This window comes from Labrenzia sp. R5_0, from assembly GCF_017743835.1.
Taxonomy (GTDB): domain Bacteria; phylum Pseudomonadota; class Alphaproteobacteria; order Rhizobiales; family Stappiaceae; genus Roseibium; species Roseibium algicola.
Genome location: NZ_JAGHRK010000003.1, coordinates 870,508 through 896,191, shown reverse-complemented (window position 1 = coordinate 896,191; position 25,684 = coordinate 870,508). Strand labels below are relative to the sequence as shown.

The following is a 25,684-nucleotide window of genomic DNA, read 5'->3' as shown; positions in this document are numbered from 1 at the left end:
TGCAGCCGGACAGCCGCCTACCTCCAGTCGCCCACCGTTGCCTGCAGAACCGCCAGGGCCGCGACAGCTGCCGTGTCGGCACGCAGGATACGTGGGCCCAGGGGAATTGGCGTGACAAAGTCGAGACTGCGCAGAAGAGACCGCTCCTCATCGGAAAACCCGCCTTCCGGGCCGATCAGTATGGCGAGCGGCTTCGGACCGCTTTCCTTCATCTGGGCCAGGGTCAAAAGCGGATTGTTTGTCCCTTCCGCTTCATCGCAGAACAGCAACCTGCGGCCGGGCTGTGCTTCGTTCCAGACCGCAAGCACATCCGCCAGCGGCTGGGGCGCAAGAACTTCCGGCACGGCCAGCACACCGCATTGCTCGGCCGCTTCGATCACGTTTGCTTCCATCCGCTCAAGATTGATTCGGCTGGCCTGGGTATGCTGGGTCAGCACCGGCTTCAGACTGCCAGCTCCCATCTCCACGGCCTTTTGCACCATATAGTCCAGCCGGGCGTGCTTGAGCGGCGCGAACATATACATCAGGTCATTTGCCGAGGTTTGCTCGCGGGTGCGTTCCATCAGCTGCAAAGTGCAGTTGCGCCGGCCATTGCTGACGATCTTGGCCAGCCATTCACCGTCATTGCCGTTGAAGACAAGCACGTAGTCGCCATCCTTGAGGCGCAGAACGTTCAGCAGATAGTTCGCCTGGCTGCGGTCCGCATCTATGCGTGCGCCATCGGCAAGGATATGTCGCAGGAACAGTCGTTGCATATTGAACTCGTATTTGGCCATGGTGCTTAGGTATGCGCTCGATTGTGAGGGTTTCAAGGCGGTTCGGATGGCTGTGGAAGCTTCCACAGCCTATTCGATTCTTACGCGCCTGCTTAAGCCGTATCTTCTTTTCCCAAGCCTTGGGCAAAGGCGGTCCGCACGGTCCTTGACCCTGCCTCCCCGAACGGCCACTTTCGGGGCAGAAGAGGAATCACCTGCGTGAGCGAAACCCAGTCCAACGTCGCCGAATTCTCAGTCTCCGAAATTTCCTTCTCCATCAAGCGTACGATGGAGGATGCTTTCGGTTACGTGCGTGTGCGCGGCGAGCTGGGCCGGATTTCGCGGCCGGGGTCCGGTCACATTTATCTGGACCTGAAAGACGACCGCTCGGTCCTGTCCGGTGTTATCTGGCGCGGGGCAGCCTCCAAGCTGAAGATCCAGCCTGAACAGGGGTTGGAGGTGATTGCCACCGGCAAGATCACCACGTTCCCGGGCCAGTCGAAATACCAGATGGTGATCGACTCCCTGGAACCAGCAGGAGCTGGCGCCCTGATGGCGCTTCTGGAAGAGCGCAAGAAGAAACTTGCCGCGGAAGGCCTCTTCGCCGAGGAGCGCAAGCGCCCTCTGCCGCCCTTGCCGAGTGTCATCGGCGTGGTCACGTCCCCGACCGGTGCCGTCATCCGCGATATCCTGCACCGAATCGCCGACCGCTTTCCGCTGCATGTGCTGGTCTGGCCGGTCCGCGTCCAGGGCGAGACCTCGGGTGCGGAAGTCGCCAACGGCATTCGCGGCTTCAACGCCCTGCAACCCGGCGGACCGATCCCGCGGCCGGACGTCCTGATCGTAGCCCGCGGAGGCGGCAGCATCGAGGACCTGTGGGGCTTCAACGAGGAAGCCGTCGTCCGTGCAGCCGCAGACAGCCAGATCCCGCTGATCTCGGCCGTCGGCCATGAAACCGACTGGACGCTGATCGACCTTGCCGCCGACCTGCGTGCCCCGACGCCGACAGGCGCAGCCGAATTTGCCGTGCCGGTGAAGGCCGAGCTTATGGCCATGGTCGACGACCGTTCCCGCAGGCTCAATTCGGGCCTGGTGCGGTTCGTGACCTCCCGGCGAACAGAACTGCGTGCCGCCAGCGCAGCCCTGCCCGCGCCGCAAGACCTTCTCGCCCTGCCGCGCCAGAAATTCGACACACTGGCCAGCAGCCTGGAACGCGCACTGATCGTGAGCACCAGAACGCACCGGACCCATTACCAGAATTTTGCCGGGCGCCTGTCACCGTTGCTCCTGTCCCGCCTGAGCACGAAAGCCCGGCAGGATCTTGTCCAGGCGAGCGAACGCAAGCAACGCGCGCTGCAAGTCGCGGTCTCGCAAAAGCGGCATGCCTTCGAAGCCCTGGCCGTGCGGCTGACACCGGCCCGGCTCGCCCAGCAGACGACGCTCGGAACCGAGCGCCTGTCCGGTCTGGGTGACCGGCTTGACCGGGCCTATCTTGCCCGCCTGTCGCAGGAAAAGGCGCGCCTTGACGGTTTGCAGAAACTTCTGAAGTCGCTTTCCTACAAGGATGTGCTTGCACGCGGGTATGCCGTGGTGCGCGACGACAGCGGCCAGCCGGTGCGCTCGGCAGCAGCGATCGCGTCTGGTGCAGCCCTTTCCATCGAACTGGCGGACGGTACGGTTGACGCCGTCGCGCTCAGCGACAGTGCCGGCCCTAAGCCTGCCAAAGTGAAAAAACCGGCAACCGGCAAGGGACCGGCAACCAACCAGGGCAGCCTGTTCTGAACGGGTAGAAAACCCTCCGCAATTTCACCAAGATTTAACCACGTCCCTTACGTCAATCTTAAGCCGGCTCGCGTAAGGTTACCTTCGTTCTGACAAGAAATTTTCGGACGGGGGATACTCATGCCTGTGCAGCGCAAGCAATTTGGAAAACGTGGACTGGACCCGCAAGGTCAGGGCCAGTGGGGCCCGAGCCAGAACGGCTATTCGGGCAACAATGCCTATGCTTCGAGCGCCGGCGGGTATGCGCGCGCCGGGGGCGCCGCCGTTCAGGTTGCCGGCGACAGCAGTCTTTCCATCATCGATGCGGTGATGCAGTTCCTTGGTTTCTTTTTCAGCTTCAACGGCCGCATCGGCAGGCTCGGTTACTGGGGTATCGGCACATTCAACCTGATCATGATGGTCGCGGTCATCTTTGCCTATTTCACCGCGATCGAGAACGAGATTCAATACTACGCAAACGCGGACGAACTGCTGGCAAGCGGAAGTGGACTGACCATGTGGTTGCTGATCCTGCCGTTCTCCATTTCGAACCTCTCCGTTCAGGTTCGCCGGTTCCACGACAGGGATGTGTCGGGCTATTGGCTGCTCGTCTGGTTCATACCGATTGTCGGCAGTCTTTTCGCCCTCTGTCAGGGGTTCGCCAACATGTTCTTCTCCGGCACACAGGGACCCAACCGGTTCGATACGCCGCAGAGCCAGGCTCACATCTTCGATTAACCCGAACCCGGGGCAATTCCCCGGCCAGCAACAAAAAACGCCGCCGGAAAAACCTTCCGGCGGCGTTTTGTTTTCTTGAATTCGGCTTTCCCGTCAGGCCATCAGCTCGGGCAGGATGGTGATGATCGAAGGGAATGCCAAGAGGCCTGCGATGGTCAGGACGTCCGCGACGAAGAACGGTACGCAGCCGCGGAAGACTTCCTGCACCGGAATATCCGGCCGCACTCCCGAGACAACGAAACAGTTCAACCCGATCGGTGGTGTGATCAGACAGAGTTCCGCCATCTTCACCACCAGAATGCCGAACCAGATCGAGCAGGCCTCACCCGACATGCCGAACGCACTGTCGGCAGCCGACACGCCTTCACCGCCGTTCAGCGCCATCACCGCAGGATAGACCACTGGCAGCGTGAGGATGAGCATGCCGATCGCATCCATGAACATGCCGAGAACGGCGTAAGCCAGGAGGATGCAGACCATCACCACCCAGGGCGAATAATCCAGGGCGACGATGAAGTCCTTGAAGGCGTCCGGCAGGCCGGCAAAACCCAGAAACCGCACGTAGACAAGCACGCCCCAGATCAGGGTGAAGATCATCACCGTCAGTTTCGCGGTCTCGTGCAAGGCCTGACCCAATTGCTTGGTGCGCATTCCTTTCATGAACGCAACGACCAGCACCACGAAGGCTCCGAGCGAACCGGCTTCGGTCGGGGTGGCCAGACCGAAGAAGAACGAACAGAAGATGATCGCGACGACGGCGATGATCGGCAGGGTTCCGGGCACGCTTTCAAAGCGCTCTTTCCAGGTAAAGCCGCCGACCGGTGGTGCATCGCCGCGCCAGGCGGCAACGGCCACGATGATGCCGACGTAGATCAATGCCGAGAACACGCCCGGCAGGAAACCGGCGATCAAGAGCTTGCCGACCGACTGTTCCACCAGAATGGCGTAGATCACCAGAATTGCGGACGGCGGGATGAGCGAGGCCAGCGTGCCACCGGCGGCAACGACGGCAGCCGACAGTCGTTTGGAATATCCGGCGGCCAGCATTTCGGGAATGGCGACACGCGCAAAGACCGCGGCTGTTGCCACCGATGCACCTGATACGGCTGCGAAACCGGCAGTGGAGAACACCGTGCCCACGGCCATGCCGCCCGGCAGCCAGCCCAGCCAGCGCTTTGCCGCTTCGAAAAGCTGCTTGGTAAACCCGGCGTAGAAAGCCAGGAAGCCGATCAGAATGAATGTCGGCAGCACCGACAGGGCATAGGTGACCGACTTGGAATGCGGGATCGTGCCGGCCATCTGCAAGGCCACGAAGAAGCCTTTCGAGAACCCCATTTTCAGGGAGAACAGCACGATAAGGCCCACCAGTCCCGTAAAGGCCGCGGCAAAAGCCACACGCACACCCAGGACGACGAGGACCAGCAGGACGCCGGTCATCAGGAGGCCAACTTCAAACGGCGTCATCGCGCGCCTCCTTCTTCCACGTCATCGCCAAAGGCTTCTTCGATCTCGTGTTTGGCGTGTTCCTCGACACCCTCGATCATCGGCACGCAATAGGCTTCACGAGACGGGTTCACGACCAGACGGGCGTACCCGTAGATCTGCATGCACAGGCGCAGGAACAGGAGACTGAGCGCGACCGGAACCATCAGCTTGGACGGCCAGGTCGGCAGGCGGATATCCATGGTGCTGTCGCCGATCGTCCAGGACCGGTCGAAATGGTACCAGGAGCCCCAGATCAGGAGCGCGACCGTGAAGGCGATCAGGATGACACCCAGCATTTCGCAGATGTAAAGCGTCCGGCCGCTGAGCCGGCCGAGCACGATCTCCATGCGGATATGGCCCCCGACGCGTTGGCAATAGGCAATACCGGCGAAGGCGAAGATGGCCATTGCCTGTTCGGTGATGTCAATGAAGCCGGGTACCGGGGTATTGAAGCCCAGGCGACCGACGACCTGAAGGACGGCCAGCAGCATCAAAGCCAGGATGGCTCCTGCGGCAAACAGGTTGAAGGCATTCTCGACGTGAGCGAGCCAGCCGTCAAAGCGGATATAGGTGACCGGGCGCTCCGAAACGGAACGTCCTCCGGGATCGATTGTGTTCATGAGTTAAGCCCCGAGCATTGGCTTCCCGGCGCAGGTCGCGCCGGGAAGAGTGTGAAACAGTCCAGGCTTGCCGGGCTTATTCCGCGAGGGTCGACTTGACCATGTCCAGGATGTCCTGCGCCGGCAGACCGTTAGCGGACTGCTCTTCCACCCAGGCGGCCTGGATCGGACCGGCCTTTTCGGCAAAGGCAGCCAGTTCGGCATCGGAGAACTCAACCTGTGTCACACCGCGGCTTTCCAGTTCCGGCCACCACTTTTCGTAGACCTTGTCATAGGTCTCCAGGTAATGCGCCAGGGCCGGCTCAACCGAGCTGTCGAGAGCTGCCTTGAAGTCGTCCGGAAGAGCGTTGTAAGCGTCGATGTTCACGATCACCGGGCACTGCACGGTTCCCGGGTTCAGGTTCTTGGTCCACCAGTTGGCGACTTCAACCACCTTGAACGACAGATGCGCATGCGGTGCGAAGCTGGCAGCCGCCACCGTGCCGGAATCAATCGCCTGATAGGTTTCCGAAGCGGTCACGGAGGTCGGCACCGCGCCGACAGATTCCATCAACTGGCCGATGCCGCCAAGGGCACGCACGCGCATGCCGTCAAAGTCGGAAATCGAGCTCGGCACATCGCCCTTGCCAGCAAAGTTGTACTGCGGCATCGGCGAAGGCATCAGAGCCTGAGCGTTCCAGCGGCCAAGGTCTTCCTTCACGGCGGGATGCTCATAGAGCTTCATCGATACCTTGATTTCCTGGTCAAGGTCCTTCACGCCCAGGAACGGCAGTTCCAGAACCGTCAAGCTCGGGTTCTTGTCCGGGTGATAGGAGGCGCAGATCTGCGCCATTTCGAACGCACCGAAGGAAATGCCGTCGAGATTCTCGCGAGATTTCGACAGGGCTTCACCGTACTGCAGTTTGATTTCGAACTTGCCGTCGGTCTTTGCGGCCACTTCTTCGGCCAGCTTTTCGACATGCTCGGTAAACGCACGGCGCTTGCCCCAGAGCGACACGTTCCAGGTTACGTCGGCGGCGAAGGTTTCGGTGGCGAATACCAGAGACAGCGCAGCCGCGGATACAGCGGTTGCGGATTTCAGTGAAAAGAGCATGCAATCCTCCCAAGACGTTTGCTCATTTCCTTGACAGCTCGGCCTGAACACCTCCGCGCACAAGCCCGTGCCAAGTCGATGAGCCTGTAGCATGACCCGTGCCAGTTCTTGCTGGCAACACTTTCCGGCAGGAAATCGATGCTTCTTTCCGCCCCACCCTCGAATTGCTGCAGTGCAGCTCGGCAATATCTTGCCGATAGCCCGATACCCTCGGCGGATTTCCGCCGGTTCGGGTTGATGTGGGGAGCTTGTCTGCCAGCTTCAGACCGCCGTCTCATTTCCCGATTACCTCCATCCTGAGGAGGACCATCAGGTCCGTATCGAAGGATGCGCAGCACACTCGGGAGCCAGCGGCCCGTCCTTCGAGAAAACGCTTACGCGCTTCCTCAGGATGAGGCTGGATGTTGGGGCATCGCTCGGGTGAATGCTCTCAGGAATGCCTATCCCTCGACAGTTTCGGCATTCGCCTGATCGCGGCTGAGGCCGAGGCGGGTCATTTTTTCGTTGAGCGTTCGCCGCGGCAGGTTGAGTTCCTGCATCACGTCGGCCATCCGCCCACCGTGACGACGCAAGGCACCTTCGATCAGGTTGCGCTCATAGGCGTCCATCAGTTCCTTCAGGCCACCTCCAACGGGAACCGGTCCCGTTTCCCGCTTGCCGGTCACCAGTTCTTCCAGCGGCTGCGGCGTAACCGGTGCGTTGAGCACGAAGCGCTCGGCGGCATTGCGCAACTCCCGGACGTTTCCCGGCCAGCCATAGGTTTGAAGGAAAGCCTCGTCGCGGGCGCTTGTGGCCGGGGCATCCAGACCATACTGGACGGCGAAGCGGTTCAGGAACGTGTCGAACAGCAGGAGCGCATCACGGCCTCGCTCGCGCAGTGGCGGTACTCGCAGCTCAATCGTATTCAGCCGGAAGAGCAGGTCCTCGCGCAGCCGCCCGCTGCGCACTGCTTCCCTGGGGTCGACATTGGCGGCGCTGACCAGACGGATATCGACATCGACGGGTCTTGTGCCGCCGATACGGTCTACCTTTTTCTCCTGCAGCACGCGCAACAGCTTCGGCTGCAACGCCAGCGGCATGGAGACGATCTCGTCCAGAAACAGGACGCCGCCACTTGCCGCCTCGATCCTTCCTGTCCTTTGCTTGTCTGCACCGGTGAAAGCGCCGGCCTCATGGCCGAACAGCTCCGCTTCCACCATGGCCTCCGGCAGGGCTGCCGCGTTGATCGCCATGAAAGGCCCGTCCTTGCGCGGGCTGAAATCATGCAATGCCTGGGCAATCACTTCCTTGCCTGTGCCGGTTTCACCGGTAATGAGAACCGCCGCATCCGTTGCAGCAAAATGCAGGATCTGCTGGCGCAGGGCCTGCATGGCGGGGCTATTGCCGATCAGGCGGCTTTCCAGCCCCGCGCTATCGAGCAATTGCGTGCGCAGCGAACGGTTCTCCAGAACAAGCGCACGCCTGTCGCACGCTCGGCGAACCACGTCGGCAATCAAATCTGGATCGAACGGCTTTTCGACAAAGTCATAGGCCCCGGCCCGCATCGCCTCGACCGCCATCGGCACATCGCCGTGACCGGTAATCAGCACCACTGGAAGATCCGCGTCGAGCGCCCCGATCTTGCGCAGAAGCGAGACGCCGTCTTCCCCGTCCAGCATCACATCCGAAACGACGCAACCCCGGAATTCGGCGGACAATCTGGCAAGCGCCTGACCTACCGTTGCAACTTCATGGGTTTCAAAACCTGCAAGTCTTATCCATTGCCGCAGGGCCGCGCGCATGGACGGATCGTCGTCGACGATGAGAACTGGAATCTTCTGGGAAAGGTCGGTCATTCTGCGGCTTCTGGTTCCCGTTCGGTCCTGGTGCCGGAGGCCCTGTCACCGGCGCTGTCACTGGCTCTTTCACTGGCTTTCTCGCCGGACAAGGCAGGCAGACGCAATTCGAATATCGCACCCTTGGGGGTGTTTGCGCGCACTGACAAGCTGCCGCCAAGGTCCTCCGCCAGCCGCATGGATATGGCAAGGCCGAGCCCCATGCCCCCGCTGCTGGTCTTGGTGGAAAAGAACGGGTCGAAGATCCGTTCCTTCAGGTCCTCCGGGATGCCGGGGCCGTTATCGGAAATTGCCAGCACCAGCTCTGTCCCTTGCCGTTCCGCGTGCAGTTTGACTTCACCGGCCTCTTCGCCCGCCGTTGCATCGGCACCGTTGCGCAAGAGATTGACCAGGATCTGCTCGATCCTGAGCGGTGCGGTTTCCGCCTCCAGCGGATCGGGCGGAAGGTCCAGTTTCAAAAGGCAGCCGGTCTCTTCAAACCGGGGCCGCACGATCTTTTCGGCGGTCCGGACACTTTCTGTCAGGTCAATCTTCTCGATACGGCTTTCACCGGGCCGTGCAAAGCGCTTCAGTTCCTGCGTGAGGCTGGCCATCCGCATCTGCAGGGAATCGATTTCGTCAAGGTTTTCCGAGGCGGTTTCCGTGTCGCCCTTTTCCAGGAATTTGCGTGTTCCGGCAACGAACATGCGCAAGGCCGCGAGCGGCTGGCTGAGTTCGTGCACGACTGCCGCGGACATCTCGCCCACAGCCGCCAGACGGCTGGAGCGGGCAAGGCCGCGCTGTGCTTCCAGAAGCTCTTTCTCGACACGTCGCCGCTCCTGAATCTCCTCCACCAGACGGGTGTTCAGCTCTTTCAGTCCGGCCGATTCCTGACGCAGCAACGCAGAGGCCTTGCGCAGACGCCGACCGCGCAGCACAAGGACAATGACCGCATAGACAAGGCAGAGCGAAATGGTTGCCGCCCAGATCGGCAGCACGCTCTTGCGGGTCTCCTCCACCGGGACCAGGAAATGCAGGGTCCAGCCAAGCAGGCCGACATCCGCCGAATTGTGCCGGTAGTTCTTGCCGTCGATGACGAGCTGCTGTCTTTCCTGATCCAGACTATCGCTGACCGGGGACAATTCCCGGCCGGCATACTGGCGCGTTGCCTCGATCATCTGGCGCACCTCCTGCGGCAGCGCCGTCAGCGTCCGGTAGCGCCAATCGGGCTGGCTCGACAGAAAAATCACGCCATTTGCATCAGAGGCAAAAACGGTCTCACCACCTTCGGCCCAGGCTTCTTCCAGAGGGCCCATGTCCACCTTGACCACAGCCACACCAACCGGCTTGCCGCTGACCGGCGTCGGCCGTGCCAGGAACAGGCCCGGCTCGTCCGAGGTCGCGCCGATTGCAAAGAAGCGACCTTCTTCACCTTCAATGGCGGCTGAGAAATAAGGCCGGAAACCGTAGTTTCGGCCGACCAGCGACAGGTCTTCCTGCCAGTTGCTGGACGCCAGGGTCGTGCCTTCGGCATTCATGACATAGAGCAGATCCACGCCGGAATTTTCGGCCATTTCCTGCAGGAACCGATTGGCGCTTTCCGATGGCTGGCCAAGGCCCAGCGCTGACGTTGCGCGGGGATCCCGCGCAATCATATAAGGCAGATAGCGGTACTTCTGATATTCGCCCAAAATCGTCTGGCGATAAAGCGTCAGCCGCTCGGCGGCCTTCCTGTCAACGCTGTCCTCATCCAGCTCCATGAAGAGCTGAACCAGCATGAAGGCGACAGCCACGAGCAGGAACGGTGGCAGGGCCAGATAGAGCCAGCGGTTTGACATGGCTCCATATTGCGCATTTTTTTCATTCTCGCCACCCGGCCGGCGATCAGAACAAGATGGTGACATTGATGCGCGTCAAGGACTCACCACATTCAGACCTATAGATTTTTAACGAGGCTGGTTCGATGACATGATACCGGCCGCAGGAGGGATATATGCCTATCAAAGATATTTTGACCGTTCTGGATCTCGCAGGTGACCAGCCGGCCGCCAAATACGCCCTGGAATTCGGCCGAAACTACGATGCCCATGTCACCGGACTGGCAGTGTCGTTCGAGCCGGTCGTTCCCGCATTCGCGGCCGCGCCGATGCCGGTCGACTATTTGCAGGCAGCGCACGAACAGGCGGTTGCCGCGGCCACCGAGGCCAAGAAGGAATTCGACGAGCTGGCCCGTCTGGCAGGTGTGAAGAGCGAAAGCAGGCTCGCGGAAATCCTCACCGGCGGCCCACTGGAAAACGTGCTGGTTCATTGCCGCCCGACAGACCTGGTGGTCATCGGTCAGGCCAATCCGGACAAGCCGGAGCCGATGCGTGAACTCTTGATCGAGACCGTCCTGTTTGAAAGCGGCGTACCGGTTCTGCTTGTGCCATATATCGGCAGCAAATCCTTCCAGCCGAAGAATGTGCTGGTTGGCTGGGACGGCAGCTCCACCGCGACACGGGCCATCCATGCGGCTCTGCCCGTTCTGGAAAAGGCCGAGAAGATCACGGTCCTGGTTGTCGAGAAGAAAGCCACCAAAGCAACCGGCCAACCGGGTGCCGACGTCGCCAACTATCTGGCGCGCCACAACATGGATGTCACCGTCGAGGTTGTCACCAACCCGCAAGCCGGCATTGCCGACACGGTGCTCAACCATGTCTCCGACAACAGCAACGATCTGGTCGTGATGGGCGGTTACGGCCACAGCCGCATGCGTGAATTCCTGTTCGGCGGGGCAACCCGGGAAATCCTGGAAGCCATGACCGTACCGGTTCTGATGGCCCATTAAGCCATCGGCGCACACTCGATCGCCGAGATTTTGCGATGCATGAAGCCCGCGAACCTGACACACTCCGGTCCGCGGGCTTTTTTTGACCGGAAAACATGATGAAACTGCAGGCTCGAAACACCGGCAAGGCCGGACGCTCGTCTGCAACCACCCTGTTGTTTTTCGCTTCTTGTTCGTGAATTTTGTGACGCGCGACCTAGGTTCGTTTCAGACGCCTCGTTCCTTGCGGAGCTTTTCAAAGGATCGATCTCATGACCATTCGCAACCTCGACGGTTTCTTTGCGCCAGGATCGATAGCCATTATCGGCCCTTGCAGGCATCCGGGCGTCCTGACCAGCAAGTTGATTTCCTGCCTGCAGGATATCGAGGCCGGCCATCCGGTAACGCTCGTCGGGATCGACGAGGATGTCCCTTTCAAGGGACGAAAGGTCGCTCGGCTGGCCGATCTGGAGAAAATGCCGGATCTGGCAATTTATCTCGCCAAAGCGGAAGCGCTGCCGGAAAAGATCCGGATCCTTGCTGCTGGCGGGACGAAGGCCGTGCTTATCCCTTCGCCCGGATTTGAAACCTGGCCTGAAGAGTTGCTTCAGGAGTGCCGCGAAGCCGCGCAGGCGACGAACTTGCGACTTATCGGACCAGGCACGCTTGGCCTTGCCGTTCCCGCCAGGGGACTTAACGCACTCCTCAGCGCGGAGCGCCCCGAAAAGGGGGAAGTCGCGTTTTTCGCTCGTTCCGGTGCCGTGCTCAATGCAACGCTTTCCTGGGCGAAGACCCACAATACCGGATTTTCCGCTGTCGTTTCTCTCGGCGCGCGGATGGATGTCGATATCAGCGACCTGATCGACTATTTCGCGCAGGACTATCATACCCGTGCGATCGTGCTTCACCTGGAAGGCATCGCGGTCCCGCGAAAATTCATTTCCGCCGCCAGGGCAGCTGCCCGCAGCAAGCCGGTGATCGTGATCCGCTCAGGCAAGAGCCGGGATACAGGCGGCTCAGGCAGAACCCACGCCGGGCGACTCGCACGGACTGACAGGGTCTATGAGACCGTGTTTCGCCGCACCGGCCTTTTGCGGGTGCATGATCTTGACGAAATGTTCGAGGCACTGGAAACCCTCTCCCACATTCGCGTTCCCCGCTGCGACAAGCTTGCCGTCATTGCGAACGGTCGCAGTCTTGCCAGTCTTGCCGTCGACAGGCTGATGGATCTGGGTGGCTCCTTCGCCGAGCTTGGCACCGAAACTCGCACAGCTCTTGAAGACACCAGCCGGAGCCACGCCGGCCTGTCGGTGACACCCGCTGCCGATGGTTCGGTAATCCTGAAGGAGAACGTGACGCCGGAACAGATTACCGAGGCAATCGTCACGGTGTTGAAAGACCCGAATGTGGATGGCGCCGTCGTGCTTCAGGCTGCCAGTGCCTTCCAGCCCCTGTCGGCCATCGCAAAGGCAATTGCCGATGCGGCGGTGCTGGACAGGCGGCGCACCGGGCGGCGCAAGGCCCTTGTCGCCGGTCTTATCGGTGGTGATGGGGCAACGCGGGCAGCCCTTTCCGAAGCGCGCATCCCGAACTATGCCAGCCCGGCAGAGGCCGCCCGCAGCCTGATGCATCTGGCGCATGATGCGCAGGCGCGCGAATTCCTTATGGCGGCCCCGGCCAGCCTGCCCAGCACGTTTTCACCCGATGTTGCGCGGGCACGCGGCATTGTCACAGCGGCGCTTCAGGAAGACCGCACCTGGCTCAGCCCGCCGGAAGTGGTCTCCGTTCTGGAAGCATATGATCTGCCGATCATGGCAACCGCCATGGCGACAACGCCAGAGGAAGCCGGCCAGCTGTCGGAGCCTTTCTTCAAGACCGCGGCTCATTGCGTTGCCAAGCTGATTTCGCCGGATCTGCCGTTCAAGTCGCGCATCGATGGTGTACGGCTGGGGCTGGAAAGCCCTGAAGCCGTCCGTCACGCGGCAGAAGAACTGATCGAAAAGACCAGACGGGACTACCCGGACGCCCGGATCGCCGGGCTCTCCATTCATCCGATGCTGGAAGACCGGCACGGGCTGGAACTTTATATGGGTGTTGCCGAAACACAGGACTTCGGCCCGGTCCTGGTGTTCGGCCATGGAGGTACCGCAATCGAGGAAAGCGAAGACGTCGCGCTGGAATTGCCGCCGCTGGATCTCAATCTGGCAGAAGCCCTGATTTCCCGCACACGAATTGCCAGGCTTCTGGACGGCGGACCGGCGCGCCCGGCCCTCGACAAGGCAGCCCTTGCCCAGGCGCTGGTAAAACTCTCCCAGATCACCATTGATATTCCCGAGATACAGGAGCTCGACATCAATCCGCTGGTTGCCCTGCCGAGCGGGCTTATCGGGCTCGATGCCCGCATGACGTTGTGCCATCCGGAAAAGCGACCGGGACGTGCCGGCAGTTCCCGCCTGGCCATCGCCCCCTATCCCCAGGAATGGGAACAGACACTTGAGTTGAAGGATGGGCACAAGATCTTCATCCGGCCCGTGCGCCCGGAGGACGAGGACCTGTTCAAGACGTTTTTCGAGCAGGTAACACCCGAAGACCTGCGCCTAAGGTTCTTCGCACCTGTGCGCGATTTCAGCCACAGGTTCCTGTCCCGGCTGACGCAGCTCGACTATGCCCGCGCAATCGCCTTTGCTGCCATCGAACCCAAAGACGGCAGCTTGCTCGGCGTCGTCCGCCTGCATGCGGATCCCGACCATCAAACCGGCGAATACGCGATCATGGTCCGCTCCGACCTGAAGGGACAGGGCCTCGGCTGGACCTTGATGAAACTGCTCATTCGCTACGCCAGGGAAGACGGCATCGAGGTCATCAAGGGCGAGGTTCTGAAGGAAAACACCTCGATGATCTCCATGTGCCAGTCGCTCGGCTTTTCCGTCGGCACTTCACCTGACGATCCCGGCATAGCCCTCGTGACGCTGCCTGTGGCGGAAGTGCCGGAACAGATCTGAACGCGTTGCGCAGTCCGCAACGCATCTGATTTCCGTTTGCCTGTCAGCACGCCCACATGGACGTTGCCCCAAACAAAAACGCACCCCGCGAGGAGGAGCGTCCCGGGTGGATCATCTGTAGATGCTCAGTGCGTTGCGGCCATACCGAAAGACAGCTGTCCACGGGCGTTCTTGTACCATTCGATGATCTTCTTGCGCTCGTCTTCTTCCATAAAGGAGACGTTGGCGGGCGGCATGGCGTTGGTGACGCCGGCCTGGAGGTAGATCTGCTTTGCGGCGCGCACGACGTCTGCCTTGGTTTCCAGATGCAGGCCCTTGGGTGCCCAGTGGATGCCTTCATAGAAGGGTTCGCGGGCGTGGCACATGCCGCAGCGGCCGGGAATGATGTTCATGACATCATCGATGCCTTCCGCACTGGCGAATACCTGTTCGGTCTGCGTCAACGGACGGGCATCCGACGCTTCCCAGGTATCCTGCTGGAGCGGTGCCATGGACAGCTGGATGATGGCGACGAACAGGATCGCCGTTGCCAGCCAGGTCCAGGTCGGTGCCGGAGCACCCGTGTGCTTTGTGTTGAAGTAATGCCGGATGGTGACACCCATCAGGAAGACAAGGGCAGCAATCAGCCAGTTGTATTCCGAGGCGAACGCGAGCGGGTAGTGGTTGCTCAGCATAAGGAACACGACCGGCAGGGTCAGGTAGTTGTTGTGGGTGGAGCGCAGCTTTGCGATCTTGCCGTATTTTGCATCCGGGGTACGCCCTGCCTTCAGGTCCGCCACCACGATCTTCTGGTTCGGAATGATGATGAAGAACACGTTCGCGGTCATGATCGTCGCGGTGAAGGCACCGAGATGCAGCATGGTGGCGCGACCGGTGAAGATCTCGTTGTACCCGTATCCCATGGCCACCAGCAGCGCGAACAGCAGCAGCATCAGCAGCGTCGGGCTTTCGCCGAGCTTCGACTTGCACAACCGGTCATAGACCAGCCAGCCGATGGTCAGAGACCCGGCGGAAATCAGGATACCCTGCCACAGGGCAAGATCGGCCTTTGCCGGATCGATCAGATAAAGCTCGCCGCCGACCCAGTAGACGACCATCAGGAGAGCTGCGCCGGACAGCCACGTGGAATAGCTTTCCCATTTGAACCAGACCAGGTGTTCCGGCATGTTTTCCGGGGCCACCAGGAACTTGCGGATGTGATAGAAGCCGCCGCCGTGGACTTGCCATTCCTCGCCATGGGCCCCCTTGGGCAGGTCCGGGGCTTTCTTCAGGCCAAGGTCCAGCGCGACGAAATAGAACGACGAGCCGATCCAGGCCATCGCCGTAATCACGTGCAGCCAGCGAACCGCAAAGGCGATCCAGTCCCAAATGATGGCAATGTCCAGCATTGCTTCCCCTCCAAATTCGTTTGACCCAAGCTAGCTCAAGCAAGAATTTTCTGGTATCTCGGGATAATTCCGAGCAGTTTCAAAAAAATCGGAACAATAAACCGGCCCGGTTGGACATCCTCATGGCGTATCTGGAAAACATCCGAACCTTTCTGCGCGTTTACGAGCTGGGCAACATGTCCGCCGCCGCACGCGATCTGCGGATTTCCTCCGCCGTCGCGTCGTCGCGGGTGTCCCAACTGGAAGAGCACCTGAACGTCCGCCTGTTCCAGCGAACCACCCGAGCCCTCAGCCCGACAGAGCATGGCAACTTGTTCTATCGCGGTGCAACAAAAATAATCGAGGCGGTGGAAGAAGCAGAAGCGGAGATCAGCAATGTCACCCGTTCACCGCGCGGCACGCTGTTTGTTGCCGCCCCCATCGGCATGGGCCAGCGGCTGATCGCCCCGGCGATCCCGAAATTCAAGGAAGCCAATCCGCTGATCGACATTCGCCTGCGCCTGTCCGACCGCAAGGTCGACCTGACGGGCGAAGGTCTCGATGCTGCTTTCTTCCTTGGGCTGCCGGAAGATTCCAATCTCAAGATCCGCAAGATCGCCGATTGCGACCGGCTGCTTTGCGCCTCTCCGGAGTATCTTGCCCGCAAGGGCAGCCCGAAAACAAGCGACGAGCTTGCCGCCGGCCGCCATGACTGCCTCAACATGCGTTATCCCGGTGCGCCGGAATTCCAGTGGCCGCTGCAGACGGAAAATGGCGTCAAGCGCGTCGCGGTGTCCGGCCCGTTCGAATCCGACCATGGCGATGTCCTGACCGGCTGGGCGCTGGAAGGCCACGGCATCGTGCTGAAACCGGCGTTTGAAGTTGCCGATTATCTGGCTTCGGGCAAACTGGTGCCGGTGCTGGAAAACGAACCGCCAATCCCGGTGCAGATGGCCTGCCTTTACACGCACCGCCGCCGCCAGGACCCGAAAGTACGCCTGTTCCTGGATTTCATGGTGGCGCATATCCAAAAGTCACTTGCGGAGTTGGCGAACGCCCACTGAGGGTTAGCCGTCTCACCTCTTCACCAAGACTTCATGGAAGATCGCGGAGACCGGCGGCTCTCTCCACAAGTGCCTTGATCTCGGCACGCAAAACCTCAGCAAAGCTTTCCACCAGAAGGGAAAGCGGCCGGTTGGCCGGGGTAAGCAGCGACATGTTGAGAAAGCACTCCGGCTTGAAAGGCCGGAAGACCAGGCTGTTCTGGTCGCCGACCAGATGTGCCGGGCAGATACGCTACACTGGCTCAGGTGGAAACACTGACATTCGCCGACAGCCAGGCATCGCTGCGGCATTTGACCGGAGCGCTGCGCGGCTGGCGGCTGCTTGCTAAGGGGTTGGGACTACTCGCAGAAACCCGCAAGGCGGGCGTTCCCCGCTACACCGGCGCATCGGCAATTGCCGTTGGAGGCAAGACGCAGGCCGAAACCATAAGATTCACATTCGGAGGTAGAAGCCACAGGCTGGAGAGTGCAACGGTGCTGCTGCCGTCGCCTGGCGTAACTTGAGTGCTAGCCAGCAAGACCTCAGACGCAAACATACGCCGGTGTTCATCCCTTGAAGTAAACCCTGCGAGCAACGCGAGACTCGGGGTCTGCTCTTTTCCAGAATTCAGGCGTGGTTCTCAATGCAACCGCTTCAGCGAGCTGCCTCTGCGAGTAGGCCCCGGATCTGCGCTGCGCTTGTCCGGGGTGACGGCCTTGGGGGGCGGGGCCTGAACGAAAACGGCGCTGCCGGCCATGGCAAACGAAACGTCTGCGCGGTTGGCAAGGTATCCCAAAGCCTGTCCGGCAACAGAGACGATCTTCCAGCCCCCCAGCCCCCAGCCCCCTCATCCTGAGGAAGCGCGCAGCGCTGTCTCGAAGGATGGGCCGCTTGCTCCGGATTTGCCGACACTAGTTCGAGGCATCGGCCAACCTCGGGATGAGCGATCCTCTCTGGCAAATTCACGGACAGAGTGTTGCCTGCCGGACACCCCTTGATCAAAATCCGTCGCAAATTCAAGCCTGTGTCCGGTGCAATCCCCTCGCTTTGCTTCAGCTGTCTTGCACCTGTCACCGATCCTTGAAATGAACACCCCATGATCGGCTACTCGTCCTACATCCTGTGCACCTCCCCCCGTAGCGGCAGCACGCTGCTCTGCAAGCTTCTGGCGGCGACGGGTGTTTCCGGGCACCCGGGCTCCTATTTTCACGAGCCGTCCCAAGAGGATTGGCTTGAAGACCTGAATGTCGATGTTGTGCCGGGGGAAAACGAGCAGGCAACGCTGCGCCGCATCTTTGCGGCAGCTATCGAAAAGGGCACGCGGGGCAAAGGTCTTTTTGGTCTGCGGCTGCAGCGGCACAGCTTCGATTTCTTCATGAAACAGCTGGCCATCCTGCATCCGGCTCATGAAAGCGATCTTGCACGTCTTGAAGCAGCCTTCGGCAAGACGCTGTTCATTCACCTGACCCGTGCTGACAAGGTCGACCAGGCGGTTTCCTTCGTTCGCGCCGAGCAATCCGGCCTCTGGCACAGGGCTCCGGACGGCACCGAGCTCGAGCGATTGTCGGAACCGCGCGAATTGCAATATGACGCCGCTGAAATCCGCGCCTGTCACGATCGCTTCACCCGGTTTGACCGCGACTGGCAAGCCTGGTTCGAAATCCAGGGCATTTCCCCACTTCGGATTACCTATGACGCGCTTTCGGCAGATCCGCAGGCCACGCTGAGACTGGTACTTCAACGGCTCGGCCTGGAAGTGTCAGCAGCGGAGGGTGTCGTGCCCGGCGTTGCCAAACTGGCAGATGCCACCAATGCCGACTGGGTGTCCCGTTTCCGCGCTGAGCTTGAGATCGACAGCGCCAGCTAAAGCCGCCTGTGTGAACCACCTACGCGGCCGCGCCGTATCCTTCTCGAAGAAGCACGCGTTTTGCAGCCGCCTTGGCCGCGGGCCAGGAATGCTGTTAAGCTGTTGATGCTTCGATGGGAAACAGACGGACGGGTGGTTTGATGAACCTCGAAAGTTTCGTTGCCGAACTTCAATCCTGGGCCACGCTGGCTCTCAGCTACCTGACTGCGCCCTGGTTTGCCTATCAGCTCGCCATCATCGTAGTTCTGTTCGGCCTGGCCAAGCTGCTGAGCCTTCGCGTCGAGCCGAGGCTTGAAGCCCGTGCACGGGAAATCAGAGGCCATCCGGGCCTGCTTCGTGTGGTGGTGGCCCTGCTCCGGCGGATCGAGTGGATCTTCTTCAGCCTGTTCCTGTTCATTGCGCTTACGGTGATGCGCAGCGTCACCTGGCCGAGCCGGAGCCATTTCATAGCGATCGCCCTGTCGCTGTCGCTCGCCTGGCTGTTTGTCTCGGTTCTGTCGAGGGTTATCCGCAACCGGCTGGTGGCAAGAACGCTCAGCTGGCTTGCCTGGATCTATGTTGCGCTGGTCATTCTGGGATTTGATGACGAGGCCGGCACCTTCCTCGACAGTCTGGCGTTGCCACTCGGCGAGATGCGGTTGTCCTTGCTGCTGATCCTGAAGGCGGTTCTCTTGCTGTTTGCAACCGTCTGGGTCGCGGTGGTCCTCGGGCGCTATTTCGATGAGCAGGTACAAAAGTCGGATGAGCTGACCCCGTCGATCCGCGTGTTGATCGGCAAGGTCGCCAAGTTCGGGCTGATCCTGGTGGCCGGAACGATTGCGCTTTCCTCGGTCGGTATCGATCTCTCTGCCTTTACCGTCTTTACCGGGGCGGTCGGCCTCGGTCTCGGGTTCGGCCTGCAGAAGGTCATTTCCAACTTCATTTCCGGCATCATCATCCTGCTCGACAAGTCGATCAAACCCGGCGACACCATCTCGCTCGAAGGCACCTTCGGCTGGATCCGCGAGTTGCGCGCCCGCTTCGTTTCCGTGGTAACGCGGGACGGACGCGAATATCTGATCCCGAACGAGGACTTCATCACCCACCGTGTGATCAACTGGTCCTTCAGCGACGAACTTGTCCGCCTCGACGTCAATTTCGGCGTCTCCTACGACGCCGACCCGCATGAAGTTTCGAAGCTTGCCATCGAAGCGGCAATGACGGTCGGCCGGGTGGAAGGCTCCCGCCGTCCGGTCTGCTGGCTGACGGGCTTCGGCGACAGTTCGCTCGACTTCGTCCTGCGCTTCTGGATCCGCGATCCGCAACAGGGCCTCACCAACGTACGCGGCAAGGTGTTGCTGGCGCTTTGGGACACCTTCAAGGAAAACAACGTCGGCATCCCGTATCCGCATCGGGAAATCATCATGAAGAATGACGAGGGCGAAATGTCTGCCGCACGTGTCAATCCAGAGCGCTCTCCAGCCGATTGAATGGGTCGCCCGTATTGCCGCGGGCGTTGGCGTCGGTACCAAAAAGGTCGGTGAATGGCTTACGCGGTGAAGGTGGAAATTCGAGATCTCGATGCAGTTCGTTTCAGTCTGCCGCGGCAGAAAACCATGTATGGCGGCAAGAACATTTCTGTCGGCGACGTGATCTTCGTCTTTGCGAGTGAGAATGAAGGCGGACCGGGTCTGATCGCTCGAGGTGTTGTATCCGCCGTCGAAGCAGTGCCGAGGCTGGAGAATGTGGACCGTCAGGTCCCACGCGTGAATTTGGAGGTCAACCGGGACGCAACAGCGCAACGTCCGCTCGGTCGGGCTCATTTACGTCCCTTCAACGACTGGAAGGACGGCCGGCCGGAAACCGAACTCAATTTCAAGTTTTACCGGCAGGCGACCAACAAGGTGGTTGGCTTGAGCGCTGAAACGACACGTTTCCTGCAGAGCTTCTTTAAATAGAAGCCTCAGCTGCCCCGATAGGTCGAATAGCTGAACGGCGAGACCAGAAGCGGCACGTGGTAGTGGGCTTCTTCCGACATGCCGAACCGCAGCGGCACCGTGTCGAGAAACTTCGGTTCCGGCAAAGCGATTCCTGCGGCGTCGAAATAGGCACCGACATGGAACACCAGCTCGTAGGTTCCGGTCTTGAATTCGTCTTTCGGCAGGATCGGGCTGTCGGTGCGGCCGTCGTCGTTGGTTTCCAGGCTGCGGACGTAGGTCCTGTTGTCACCATCAATTGCATAAAGATCGATCTTGATGCCTTTTCCAGGGCAACCCTGGGCGGTGTCGAGCACGTGAGTCGTCAGGTAACCGGCCATCTTGGCCTCCTCCAAATGTCAGTTTGCGCGCATGATGCTGTGGGCCTCAATCGAAGGGCACCCGTGGTTCACAGGAAGCACTTTCTAAAAAGACGAGAAAGTCATGTCCATTATTCTGTTTTATAAGAAGACAACATGCCAGCCCTTGAATGAGGCATAGTCTTTGCTTGGTTCAAAACACGTTGGTATCACGAGGAGGTCCGTCTTGAATCGCTATTCCCGGAACATGCGTGGCTATGGTCAGAACCCGCCGGATCCAAAGTGGCCAGGCGGGGCCAGGGTCGCTGTCCAGTTCGTGTTGAATTACGAGGAAGGCGGCGAGAATTGCGTGCTGCATGGCGATGCCGCGTCCGAGGCGTTCCTGTCCGATATTCCGGGTGCCGCCCAGTGGCAGGGCAAGCGTCACTGGAACATGGAATCCATCTATGAATACGGCGCCCGCGCCGGTTTCTGGCGCCTGCACCGGCTGTTTACGCGGGCTGATATTCCGCTGACCATCTATGGTGTCGCTTCCGCTTTGGCCCGCAGCCCGGAACAGGTGCAGGCCATGAAGGACGCCGGTTGGGAAATCGCCAGCCATGGCCTGAAGTGGGTCGAACACAAGGATATGCCCGAAGCCGAGGAACGTGCGGCCATTTCCGAGGCGATCCGCCTGCACACCGAAGTGGTCGGCAGTCGCCCGCTCGGCTGGTACACGGGCCGCTGCTCGGAAAACACCGTTCGCCTCGTCGCCGAGGAAGGCGGCTTTGCCTATATTTCAGACACCTATGATGATGATCTGCCCTATTGGCTGGATTCCGATGGCCGTGATCAGCTGATCATTCCCTATACGCTGGAAGCCAACGACATGCGCTTCGCGACGGCACCGGGATGGACGGATGGAGAGGATTTCTTCCTCTATCTGAAGAACGCCTTTGACATGCTTTATGAGGAAGGCACGACGGACACGCCGAAGATGATGTCCATCGGCCTGCATTGCCGCCTCGTCGGCCGTCCGGGCAAGATCATGGCGCTGAAGAAGTTCATCGATCATATCCAGGCTCATGAAGGCGTCTGGTGTCCGCGCCGCATCGAGATCGCGGACCATTGGGCCAAGACGCACCCGCCGCAGAAGGGTCTTCGCCCCAGCCGCATGGAAAAAGCCGAGTTCGTCAAAACCTTCGGCGGCATCTTCGAGCACTCCCCCTGGATCGCCGAACGTGCCTTCGAGCTGGAACTCGGCCCGGCTCATGACTGTGCCGCCGGTGTTCACAACGCGCTGTGCCGCATGTTCCGCTCCGCAAGCGAGGAAGAGCGCCTCGGCGTTCTGACTGCCCACCCGGATCTGGCCGGAAAGCTGGCACAGGCAGGCCGCCTGACGGCGGAAAGCACCAACGAGCAGGCCAGCGCCGGTCTCGACATGCTGACCGACGAGGAACGCGAGACCTTTACCCGGCTGAACAATACCTACGTCGAAAAACACGGCTTCCCGTTCATTATCGCAGTGCGCGATCATGACAAGGCCTCGATCATGGCTGCCTTCCAGCGCCGGATCGACAACGACCGGGCGACGGAATTCGAGGAAGCCTGTCGCCAGGTGGAACGGATTGCCCAGTTCCGGCTCAAGGACCTGCTGCCGTGAGCCGTCTCATTGCCCCATCGATCCTGACCGCAGAGGCCTTCGCCCCCTATGGCGATGTTCTCGAGGTGGCGGGCGCACCCGACAAAATCATAAATCAGGGCATGTGCGGCCGTCATCATGACCGGGCGAAGCTCGACTTCGGCGAAGGCCGGGCAGGCATCAGCCTGTTCGATGCCAAGGCCCGGTCGTTTCCCTATGTCGTCGACATGGTCGAGCGACACCCGGAAGGCAGTCAGGCCTTCATACCGCTGGACGGTGTGCCGATGCTGGTTGTCGTCGCTGACGACGAGAATGGCCAGCCGGTCAACCTGAAGGCATTCATCAGCCAGCCCGGACAGGCGATCAACCTGTATCGCGGCACCTGGCACGGTGTTTTGGCCCCGCTCTGGCAAGCGGGCCGCTACGCGGTCGTGGACCGCATCGGGGAAGGAACCAACCTGGAGGAACACTGGTTTCCCGACCCTTGGACAGTGGAGGCCGACAACAAGGAATAAGCCTCCCTTTCAGAACGATCCCTGCCCGCTCAACGAGGCGGAGACGTTCACACGACCTTCAGAGGAGCAGAAATGTCTAATTCATCGATCGGATCTCCGGAGCAGCTCCGGGATCCCAATTACACGCCACCGCTTTACAAGGCGATCCCGCTCGGCATCCAGCATGTCCTGGCCATGTTCGTCTCCAACGTCACACCTGCCATCATCGTGGCCGGTGCAGCCGGGTTCGGCTTCGGGTCCAATTCTCCCGACTTTCCCGAACTGCTTTATCTCATCCAGATGTCGATGGTCTTTGCCGGCGTCGCGACCCTGTTGCAGACGATCACCCTCGGCCCCGTGGGTGCGGCATTGCCGATCGTTCAAGGCACATCCTTTGCCTTCCTGCCGATCATGATCCCGCTTGTTGCCGGCAAGGGGGTCGACGGTCTCGCGGCTCTGTTCGGGGGCGTGATCATCGGCGGTTTCTTCCATGCGTGCCTTGGCCTCGTCATCGGCAAGATCCGCTTCGCCCTGCCTCCCCTGGTGACAGGACTTGTGGTGACGATGATCGGTCTCGCGCTGGTTCAGGTGGGCATCCAGTATGCCGCCGGCGGTGTCCCCGCCATCGGCACGCCGGAATACGGCTCACTGCTCAACTGGGCGGCCGCTCTTGTGGTGATCGTGGTGACACTCGGGCTGAAGTTCTTCGGCAGGGGCATGATGTCGGTCTCCGCGGTTCTGCTCGGTCTGATCGCCGGTTACATCTTCGCCCTTGCCACCGGCATGCTGACCTTTGAAGCCGTCTCCACGTCCTGGGACCGTGCGGCTGTCTTTGCCCTGCCGCAGCCGTTCAAATACGGCTTCGAATTCTCGTTCGCGGCCGTGCTCGGCTTCTGCCTGATGGCCTTCGTTTCCGCGGTGGAAACCGTGGGCGATGTATCCGGCATCACCAAGGGCGGCGCCGGCCGGGAAGCGACCGACAAGGAAATCGCCGGTGCGACCTTTGCCGACGGTCTCGGCACGGCTGTCGCAGGTTTCTTCGGCGGTTTCCCGAACACCTCTTTCAGCCAGAACGTCGGCCTCATCGCCATGACCGGCGTCATGAGCCGCCATGTGGTGACCATCGGCGCGATCTTCCTGATCGTCTGCGGCCTGATCCCGAAGGTCGGCGCGGTCATCCGCACCGTTCCGATCGAGGTTCTCGGCGGGGGTGTCATCGTGATGTTCGGCATGGTTGTTGCCGCCGGTATCTCGATGCTGTCGGATGTGAACTGGAACCGGCGCAACATGGTGATCTTCGCCATTTCGCTTTCAATCGGTCTCGGCCTGCAGCTGGAACCGGGCGCCCTGCAGCACATGCCGGACACCGCACGTATCCTTCTGACCAGTGGCCTGCTGCCGGCAGCCCTGATCGCCATCGTCCTCAACCTGGTCCTACCGGAAGAACTCTCCGACGAATCCACCGAAGAGGTCTCCGGCGGTCTCTCGGGCCACGGACGCGGCTCCCTGCCGAAGGAAGAAACCGCGTAAGGACAAGCCACACCTGTATGAGAAAGGGCCGCGTGAGCGGCCCTTTTTTTGATCTGTCACCCGTCCTCCTGGACGCGAACATTCCTGACCGGGTGCCGAGGCTATTCGATTTGCATCGTAAAAGACCCCGGTCCTGTGGGGCCCCGATCCCGGCTCGCACTTCGTTTGGCCGGGATGACGATGGAGGGGGTCTGCAGGGAAGAATTTCAGGCGTTTCAGCAGTTGGAAATTTCCCCCTCCGTCATTCCGGACAAGGGAGGCGCAGCCGGACGCAGATCCGGAACCCAGACATATTTCGCGCTGAAAAAGCGCCTCTATTTTTGAGAGGTGTTCGCTTTGCTCACACTGATGCGCTGGGTTCCGGATCTGCGTGCAGCCAAGCTGTACTTGTGCGCAATGACGGGGGAGGAGAAATTGTGTCCCTACCGCCCCGCCATCAGCCGTGCCATGTCGATCATGCGGGCGGAGAAGCCCCATTCGTTGTCGTACCAGCCGAAGATGCGCACCTGGTAGTCATTGGCCTCGAGCGTTTCGGGCAGGTGTATGACGAGGGATTCAGGTCGCGCACGCATGTCCGTCGATACCACCCGGTCCCGTACGAAGCCGATCACAGGATTGCCGGAAAAGATCTCGAGCAGTCTATCATTGAAGGGAGCCTTGACGGGCTGTGCCAGCGTCACCGTCAGATCGACGGCGGACACGCTGATCGCAGGGACCCGGACGGCGGCACCACTGATCTTGCCCTCAAGCTGTGGCAGAACCTTGCCAACAAGCTTGGTGGCGCTGGTGGTTGTGGGCACCATGGAGACGCCGCCGGCACGACTGCGCTCCAGCGGCCCCCTCGGGGCGTCCACCATCGGCTGACTGCCGGTGTAGCAATGGATGGTGGTCATGTGCCCGCTCTTGATGCCGATAGCATCATCAAGAGCGCGTAGCAGCGGAGCAAGGGCATTGGTGGTGCAGGAACCGTTGGACACGATGCGGTGGTCGCCGAGCTGGTCTTCGTTGGCACCAAGCACCAGGGTGATATCGGCTGCCCTGGAGGGGCCTGAAATCAACACGTTGGCAGCGCCGGCTTTCAGGCCACGTTCCGCAATCTCACGCGTGTCGGCCTTGCCGGTGCATTCCAGCACCACGTCCACCTGGGAAAGATCAAGGAGAGACAAATCGGGTTCGGCGGAGAAGACGATCTCGCGTCCGTCTACCGTCAAGGTGCCCTCGCCCGCTGTTACTTCGCCCGGCCACGGGCCAAAGACGCTGTCATACTTGAAGAGATAGGCACAGGTCTCAAGCGGTGCGATATCGTTGATCCGCACCACCTCGATGCGTTCCGTTTCCGGAAGCTTCAGCACTTGACGCAAGAGGGTCCGGCCGATCCGGCCGAACCCGTTGATCACAATCCGCATTTTCCA

The 25,684-nt window shown here is 60.6% G+C and carries 22 protein-coding genes; 12 read left to right on the top strand and 10 right to left on the bottom strand.

Going from position 1 to position 25,684, the window contains the following annotated elements; translation table 11 throughout:
- Positions 1-17 precede the first annotated feature (17 nt).
- Positions 18-776, bottom strand: a complete 759-nt coding sequence (locus J7447_RS19495) for a 16S rRNA (uracil(1498)-N(3))-methyltransferase (protein ID WP_209170616.1) — start codon at positions 774-776, stop codon at positions 18-20.
- 198 nt (positions 777-974) lie between these two features.
- Between J7447_RS19495 and xseA the strand changes: the two genes are divergently transcribed.
- Both xseA and J7447_RS19485 read left to right on the top strand, forming a co-directional pair.
- The gene (xseA, locus tag J7447_RS19490) at positions 975-2,537 is read left to right on the top strand and encodes an exodeoxyribonuclease VII large subunit (protein ID WP_353653803.1); all 1,563 of its coding nucleotides are present in this window, start codon (positions 975-977) and stop codon (positions 2,535-2,537) included.
- A 120-nt stretch (positions 2,538-2,657) separates the two neighbouring features.
- Positions 2,658-3,254 carry a DUF805 domain-containing protein gene (locus J7447_RS19485; protein WP_023002119.1) on the top strand — a complete coding sequence of 199 codons (597 nt, stop codon included), beginning with the start codon at positions 2,658-2,660 and terminating at the stop codon, positions 3,252-3,254.
- A gap of 93 nt (positions 3,255-3,347) precedes the next feature.
- On the opposite strand, the gene J7447_RS19480 is transcribed toward J7447_RS19485, so the two are convergent.
- From J7447_RS19480 to J7447_RS19460, 5 genes are all read right to left on the bottom strand, one after another.
- The gene (locus J7447_RS19480) at positions 3,348-4,718 is read right to left on the bottom strand and encodes a TRAP transporter large permease (RefSeq protein WP_023002120.1); all 1,371 of its coding nucleotides are present in this window, start codon (positions 4,716-4,718) and stop codon (positions 3,348-3,350) included.
- Complete coding sequence (locus tag J7447_RS19475) at positions 4,715-5,359, bottom strand: TRAP transporter small permease (protein ID WP_023002121.1); 645 nt, start codon at positions 5,357-5,359, stop codon at positions 4,715-4,717. The genes J7447_RS19480 and J7447_RS19475 overlap by 4 nt, the downstream gene beginning before the upstream one ends.
- Before the next feature lie 76 nt (positions 5,360-5,435).
- Positions 5,436-6,452 (bottom strand): C4-dicarboxylate TRAP transporter substrate-binding protein, encoded by a 1,017-nt coding sequence (locus tag J7447_RS19470; protein WP_023002122.1) that lies wholly within the window; start codon positions 6,450-6,452, stop codon positions 5,436-5,438.
- A gap of 440 nt (positions 6,453-6,892) precedes the next feature.
- Positions 6,893-8,287, bottom strand: coding sequence for a sigma-54 dependent transcriptional regulator (locus tag J7447_RS19465; RefSeq protein WP_209170615.1), 1,395 nt, complete (start codon positions 8,285-8,287; stop codon positions 6,893-6,895).
- Complete coding sequence (locus J7447_RS19460) at positions 8,284-10,104, bottom strand: ATP-binding protein (RefSeq protein WP_209170614.1); 1,821 nt, start codon at positions 10,102-10,104, stop codon at positions 8,284-8,286. The genes J7447_RS19465 and J7447_RS19460 overlap by 4 nt, the downstream gene beginning before the upstream one ends.
- Before the next feature lie 155 nt (positions 10,105-10,259).
- Between J7447_RS19460 and J7447_RS19455 the strand changes: the two genes are divergently transcribed.
- Both J7447_RS19455 and J7447_RS19450 read left to right on the top strand, forming a co-directional pair.
- Positions 10,260-11,093, top strand: a complete 834-nt coding sequence (locus tag J7447_RS19455; protein ID WP_055657672.1) for a universal stress protein — start codon at positions 10,260-10,262, stop codon at positions 11,091-11,093.
- A 251-nt stretch (positions 11,094-11,344) separates the two neighbouring features.
- A complete protein-coding gene (locus tag J7447_RS19450; RefSeq protein ID WP_209170613.1) occupies positions 11,345-14,074 on the top strand; it encodes a GNAT family N-acetyltransferase in 2,730 nt (909 codons plus the stop codon).
- Positions 14,075-14,199: 125 nt separating this feature from the next.
- On the opposite strand, the gene J7447_RS19445 is transcribed toward J7447_RS19450, so the two are convergent.
- A complete protein-coding gene (locus J7447_RS19445; RefSeq protein ID WP_209170612.1) occupies positions 14,200-15,462 on the bottom strand; it encodes a urate hydroxylase PuuD in 1,263 nt (420 codons plus the stop codon).
- A 122-nt stretch (positions 15,463-15,584) separates the two neighbouring features.
- Here J7447_RS19445 and J7447_RS19440 point away from each other — a divergent pair, with 122 nt between their 5' ends.
- Positions 15,585-16,505 carry a LysR family transcriptional regulator gene (locus J7447_RS19440; protein ID WP_209170611.1) on the top strand — a complete coding sequence of 307 codons (921 nt, stop codon included), beginning with the start codon at positions 15,585-15,587 and terminating at the stop codon, positions 16,503-16,505.
- 31 nt (positions 16,506-16,536) lie between these two features.
- Here J7447_RS19440 and J7447_RS31360 read toward each other — a convergent pair whose 3' ends face one another.
- Positions 16,537-16,659 carry a hypothetical protein gene (locus J7447_RS31360; RefSeq protein WP_268257695.1) on the bottom strand — a complete coding sequence of 41 codons (123 nt, stop codon included), beginning with the start codon at positions 16,657-16,659 and terminating at the stop codon, positions 16,537-16,539.
- Between the two features lie 62 nt (positions 16,660-16,721).
- Here J7447_RS31360 and J7447_RS19435 point away from each other — a divergent pair, with 62 nt between their 5' ends.
- The 4 genes from J7447_RS19435 to J7447_RS19420 all read left to right on the top strand — a co-directional run bounded on the left by J7447_RS19435 (position 16,722) and on the right by J7447_RS19420 (position 20,289).
- The gene (locus tag J7447_RS19435) at positions 16,722-17,009 is read left to right on the top strand and encodes a hypothetical protein (protein WP_209170610.1); all 288 of its coding nucleotides are present in this window, start codon (positions 16,722-16,724) and stop codon (positions 17,007-17,009) included.
- A 572-nt stretch (positions 17,010-17,581) separates the two neighbouring features.
- Positions 17,582-18,352, top strand: a complete 771-nt coding sequence (locus tag J7447_RS19430) for a Stf0 family sulfotransferase (RefSeq protein WP_209170609.1) — start codon at positions 17,582-17,584, stop codon at positions 18,350-18,352.
- Between the two features lie 140 nt (positions 18,353-18,492).
- Positions 18,493-19,821, top strand: coding sequence for a mechanosensitive ion channel domain-containing protein (locus J7447_RS19425; protein ID WP_209170608.1), 1,329 nt, complete (start codon positions 18,493-18,495; stop codon positions 19,819-19,821).
- Positions 19,822-19,875: 54 nt separating this feature from the next.
- Positions 19,876-20,289: a hypothetical protein gene (locus J7447_RS19420; protein WP_209170607.1), complete on the top strand. Its 414-nt coding sequence runs from the start codon at positions 19,876-19,878 to the stop codon at positions 20,287-20,289.
- A 5-nt stretch (positions 20,290-20,294) separates the two neighbouring features.
- On the opposite strand, the gene uraH is transcribed toward J7447_RS19420, so the two are convergent.
- Positions 20,295-20,648, bottom strand: coding sequence for a hydroxyisourate hydrolase (uraH, locus tag J7447_RS19415; protein WP_209170606.1), 354 nt, complete (start codon positions 20,646-20,648; stop codon positions 20,295-20,297).
- Positions 20,649-20,874: 226 nt separating this feature from the next.
- On the opposite strand from uraH, the gene puuE reads away from it, so the two are divergent.
- The 3 genes from puuE (at position 20,875) to J7447_RS19400 (ending at position 24,272) form a co-directional block, all read left to right on the top strand.
- Positions 20,875-22,269, top strand: coding sequence for an allantoinase PuuE (gene puuE, locus J7447_RS19410; RefSeq protein WP_209170683.1), 1,395 nt, complete (start codon positions 20,875-20,877; stop codon positions 22,267-22,269).
- Positions 22,266-22,763 (top strand): ureidoglycolate lyase, encoded by a 498-nt coding sequence (locus J7447_RS19405; RefSeq protein WP_023002142.1) that lies wholly within the window; start codon positions 22,266-22,268, stop codon positions 22,761-22,763. The genes puuE and J7447_RS19405 overlap by 4 nt, the downstream gene beginning before the upstream one ends.
- A gap of 72 nt (positions 22,764-22,835) precedes the next feature.
- Entirely contained in the window at positions 22,836-24,272 is a 1,437-nt protein-coding gene (locus J7447_RS19400; RefSeq protein WP_023002143.1) for a nucleobase:cation symporter-2 family protein, read from the top strand.
- Positions 24,273-24,694: 422 nt separating this feature from the next.
- Here J7447_RS19400 and J7447_RS19395 read toward each other — a convergent pair whose 3' ends face one another.
- Positions 24,695-25,678, bottom strand: coding sequence for a glyceraldehyde 3-phosphate dehydrogenase NAD-binding domain-containing protein (locus J7447_RS19395; RefSeq protein WP_209170605.1), 984 nt, complete (start codon positions 25,676-25,678; stop codon positions 24,695-24,697).
- Between the last annotated feature and the right edge of the window lie 6 nt (positions 25,679-25,684).

Bases quoted from the DNA above. Each gene is read 5' to 3' on its own strand.
- J7447_RS19395 (WP_209170605.1), bottom strand. From the start codon at position 25,678: ATGCGGATTGTGATCAACGGGTTCGGCCGGATCGGCCGGACCCTCTTG.
- J7447_RS19430 (WP_209170609.1), top strand. From the start codon at position 17,582: ATGATCGGCTACTCGTCCTACATCCTGTGCACCTCCCCCCGTAGCGGC.
- J7447_RS19440 (WP_209170611.1), top strand. From the start codon at position 15,585: ATGGCGTATCTGGAAAACATCCGAACCTTTCTGCGCGTTTACGAGCTG.
- J7447_RS19480 (WP_023002120.1), bottom strand. From the start codon at position 4,718: ATGACGCCGTTTGAAGTTGGCCTCCTGATGACCGGCGTCCTGCTGGTC.
- J7447_RS19420 (WP_209170607.1), top strand. From the start codon at position 19,876: ATGGCTTACGCGGTGAAGGTGGAAATTCGAGATCTCGATGCAGTTCGT.
- puuE (WP_209170683.1), top strand. From the start codon at position 20,875: ATGCGTGGCTATGGTCAGAACCCGCCGGATCCAAAGTGGCCAGGCGGG.
- J7447_RS19485 (WP_023002119.1), top strand. From the start codon at position 2,658: ATGCCTGTGCAGCGCAAGCAATTTGGAAAACGTGGACTGGACCCGCAA.
- J7447_RS19455 (WP_055657672.1), top strand. From the start codon at position 10,260: ATGCCTATCAAAGATATTTTGACCGTTCTGGATCTCGCAGGTGACCAG.
- J7447_RS19470 (WP_023002122.1), bottom strand. From the start codon at position 6,452: ATGCTCTTTTCACTGAAATCCGCAACCGCTGTATCCGCGGCTGCGCTG.
- J7447_RS31360 (WP_268257695.1), bottom strand. From the start codon at position 16,659: ATGTCGCTGCTTACCCCGGCCAACCGGCCGCTTTCCCTTCTGGTGGAA.
- J7447_RS19465 (WP_209170615.1), bottom strand. From the start codon at position 8,287: ATGACCGACCTTTCCCAGAAGATTCCAGTTCTCATCGTCGACGACGAT.
- J7447_RS19450 (WP_209170613.1), top strand. From the start codon at position 11,345: ATGACCATTCGCAACCTCGACGGTTTCTTTGCGCCAGGATCGATAGCC.
- J7447_RS19475 (WP_023002121.1), bottom strand. From the start codon at position 5,359: ATGAACACAATCGATCCCGGAGGACGTTCCGTTTCGGAGCGCCCGGTC.
- J7447_RS19460 (WP_209170614.1), bottom strand. From the start codon at position 10,104: ATGTCAAACCGCTGGCTCTATCTGGCCCTGCCACCGTTCCTGCTCGTG.
- J7447_RS19425 (WP_209170608.1), top strand. From the start codon at position 18,493: ATGAACCTCGAAAGTTTCGTTGCCGAACTTCAATCCTGGGCCACGCTG.
- uraH (WP_209170606.1), bottom strand. From the start codon at position 20,648: ATGGCCGGTTACCTGACGACTCACGTGCTCGACACCGCCCAGGGTTGC.
- J7447_RS19400 (WP_023002143.1), top strand. From the start codon at position 22,836: ATGTCTAATTCATCGATCGGATCTCCGGAGCAGCTCCGGGATCCCAAT.
- J7447_RS19445 (WP_209170612.1), bottom strand. From the start codon at position 15,462: ATGCTGGACATTGCCATCATTTGGGACTGGATCGCCTTTGCGGTTCGC.
- J7447_RS19495 (WP_209170616.1), bottom strand. From the start codon at position 776: ATGGCCAAATACGAGTTCAATATGCAACGACTGTTCCTGCGACATATC.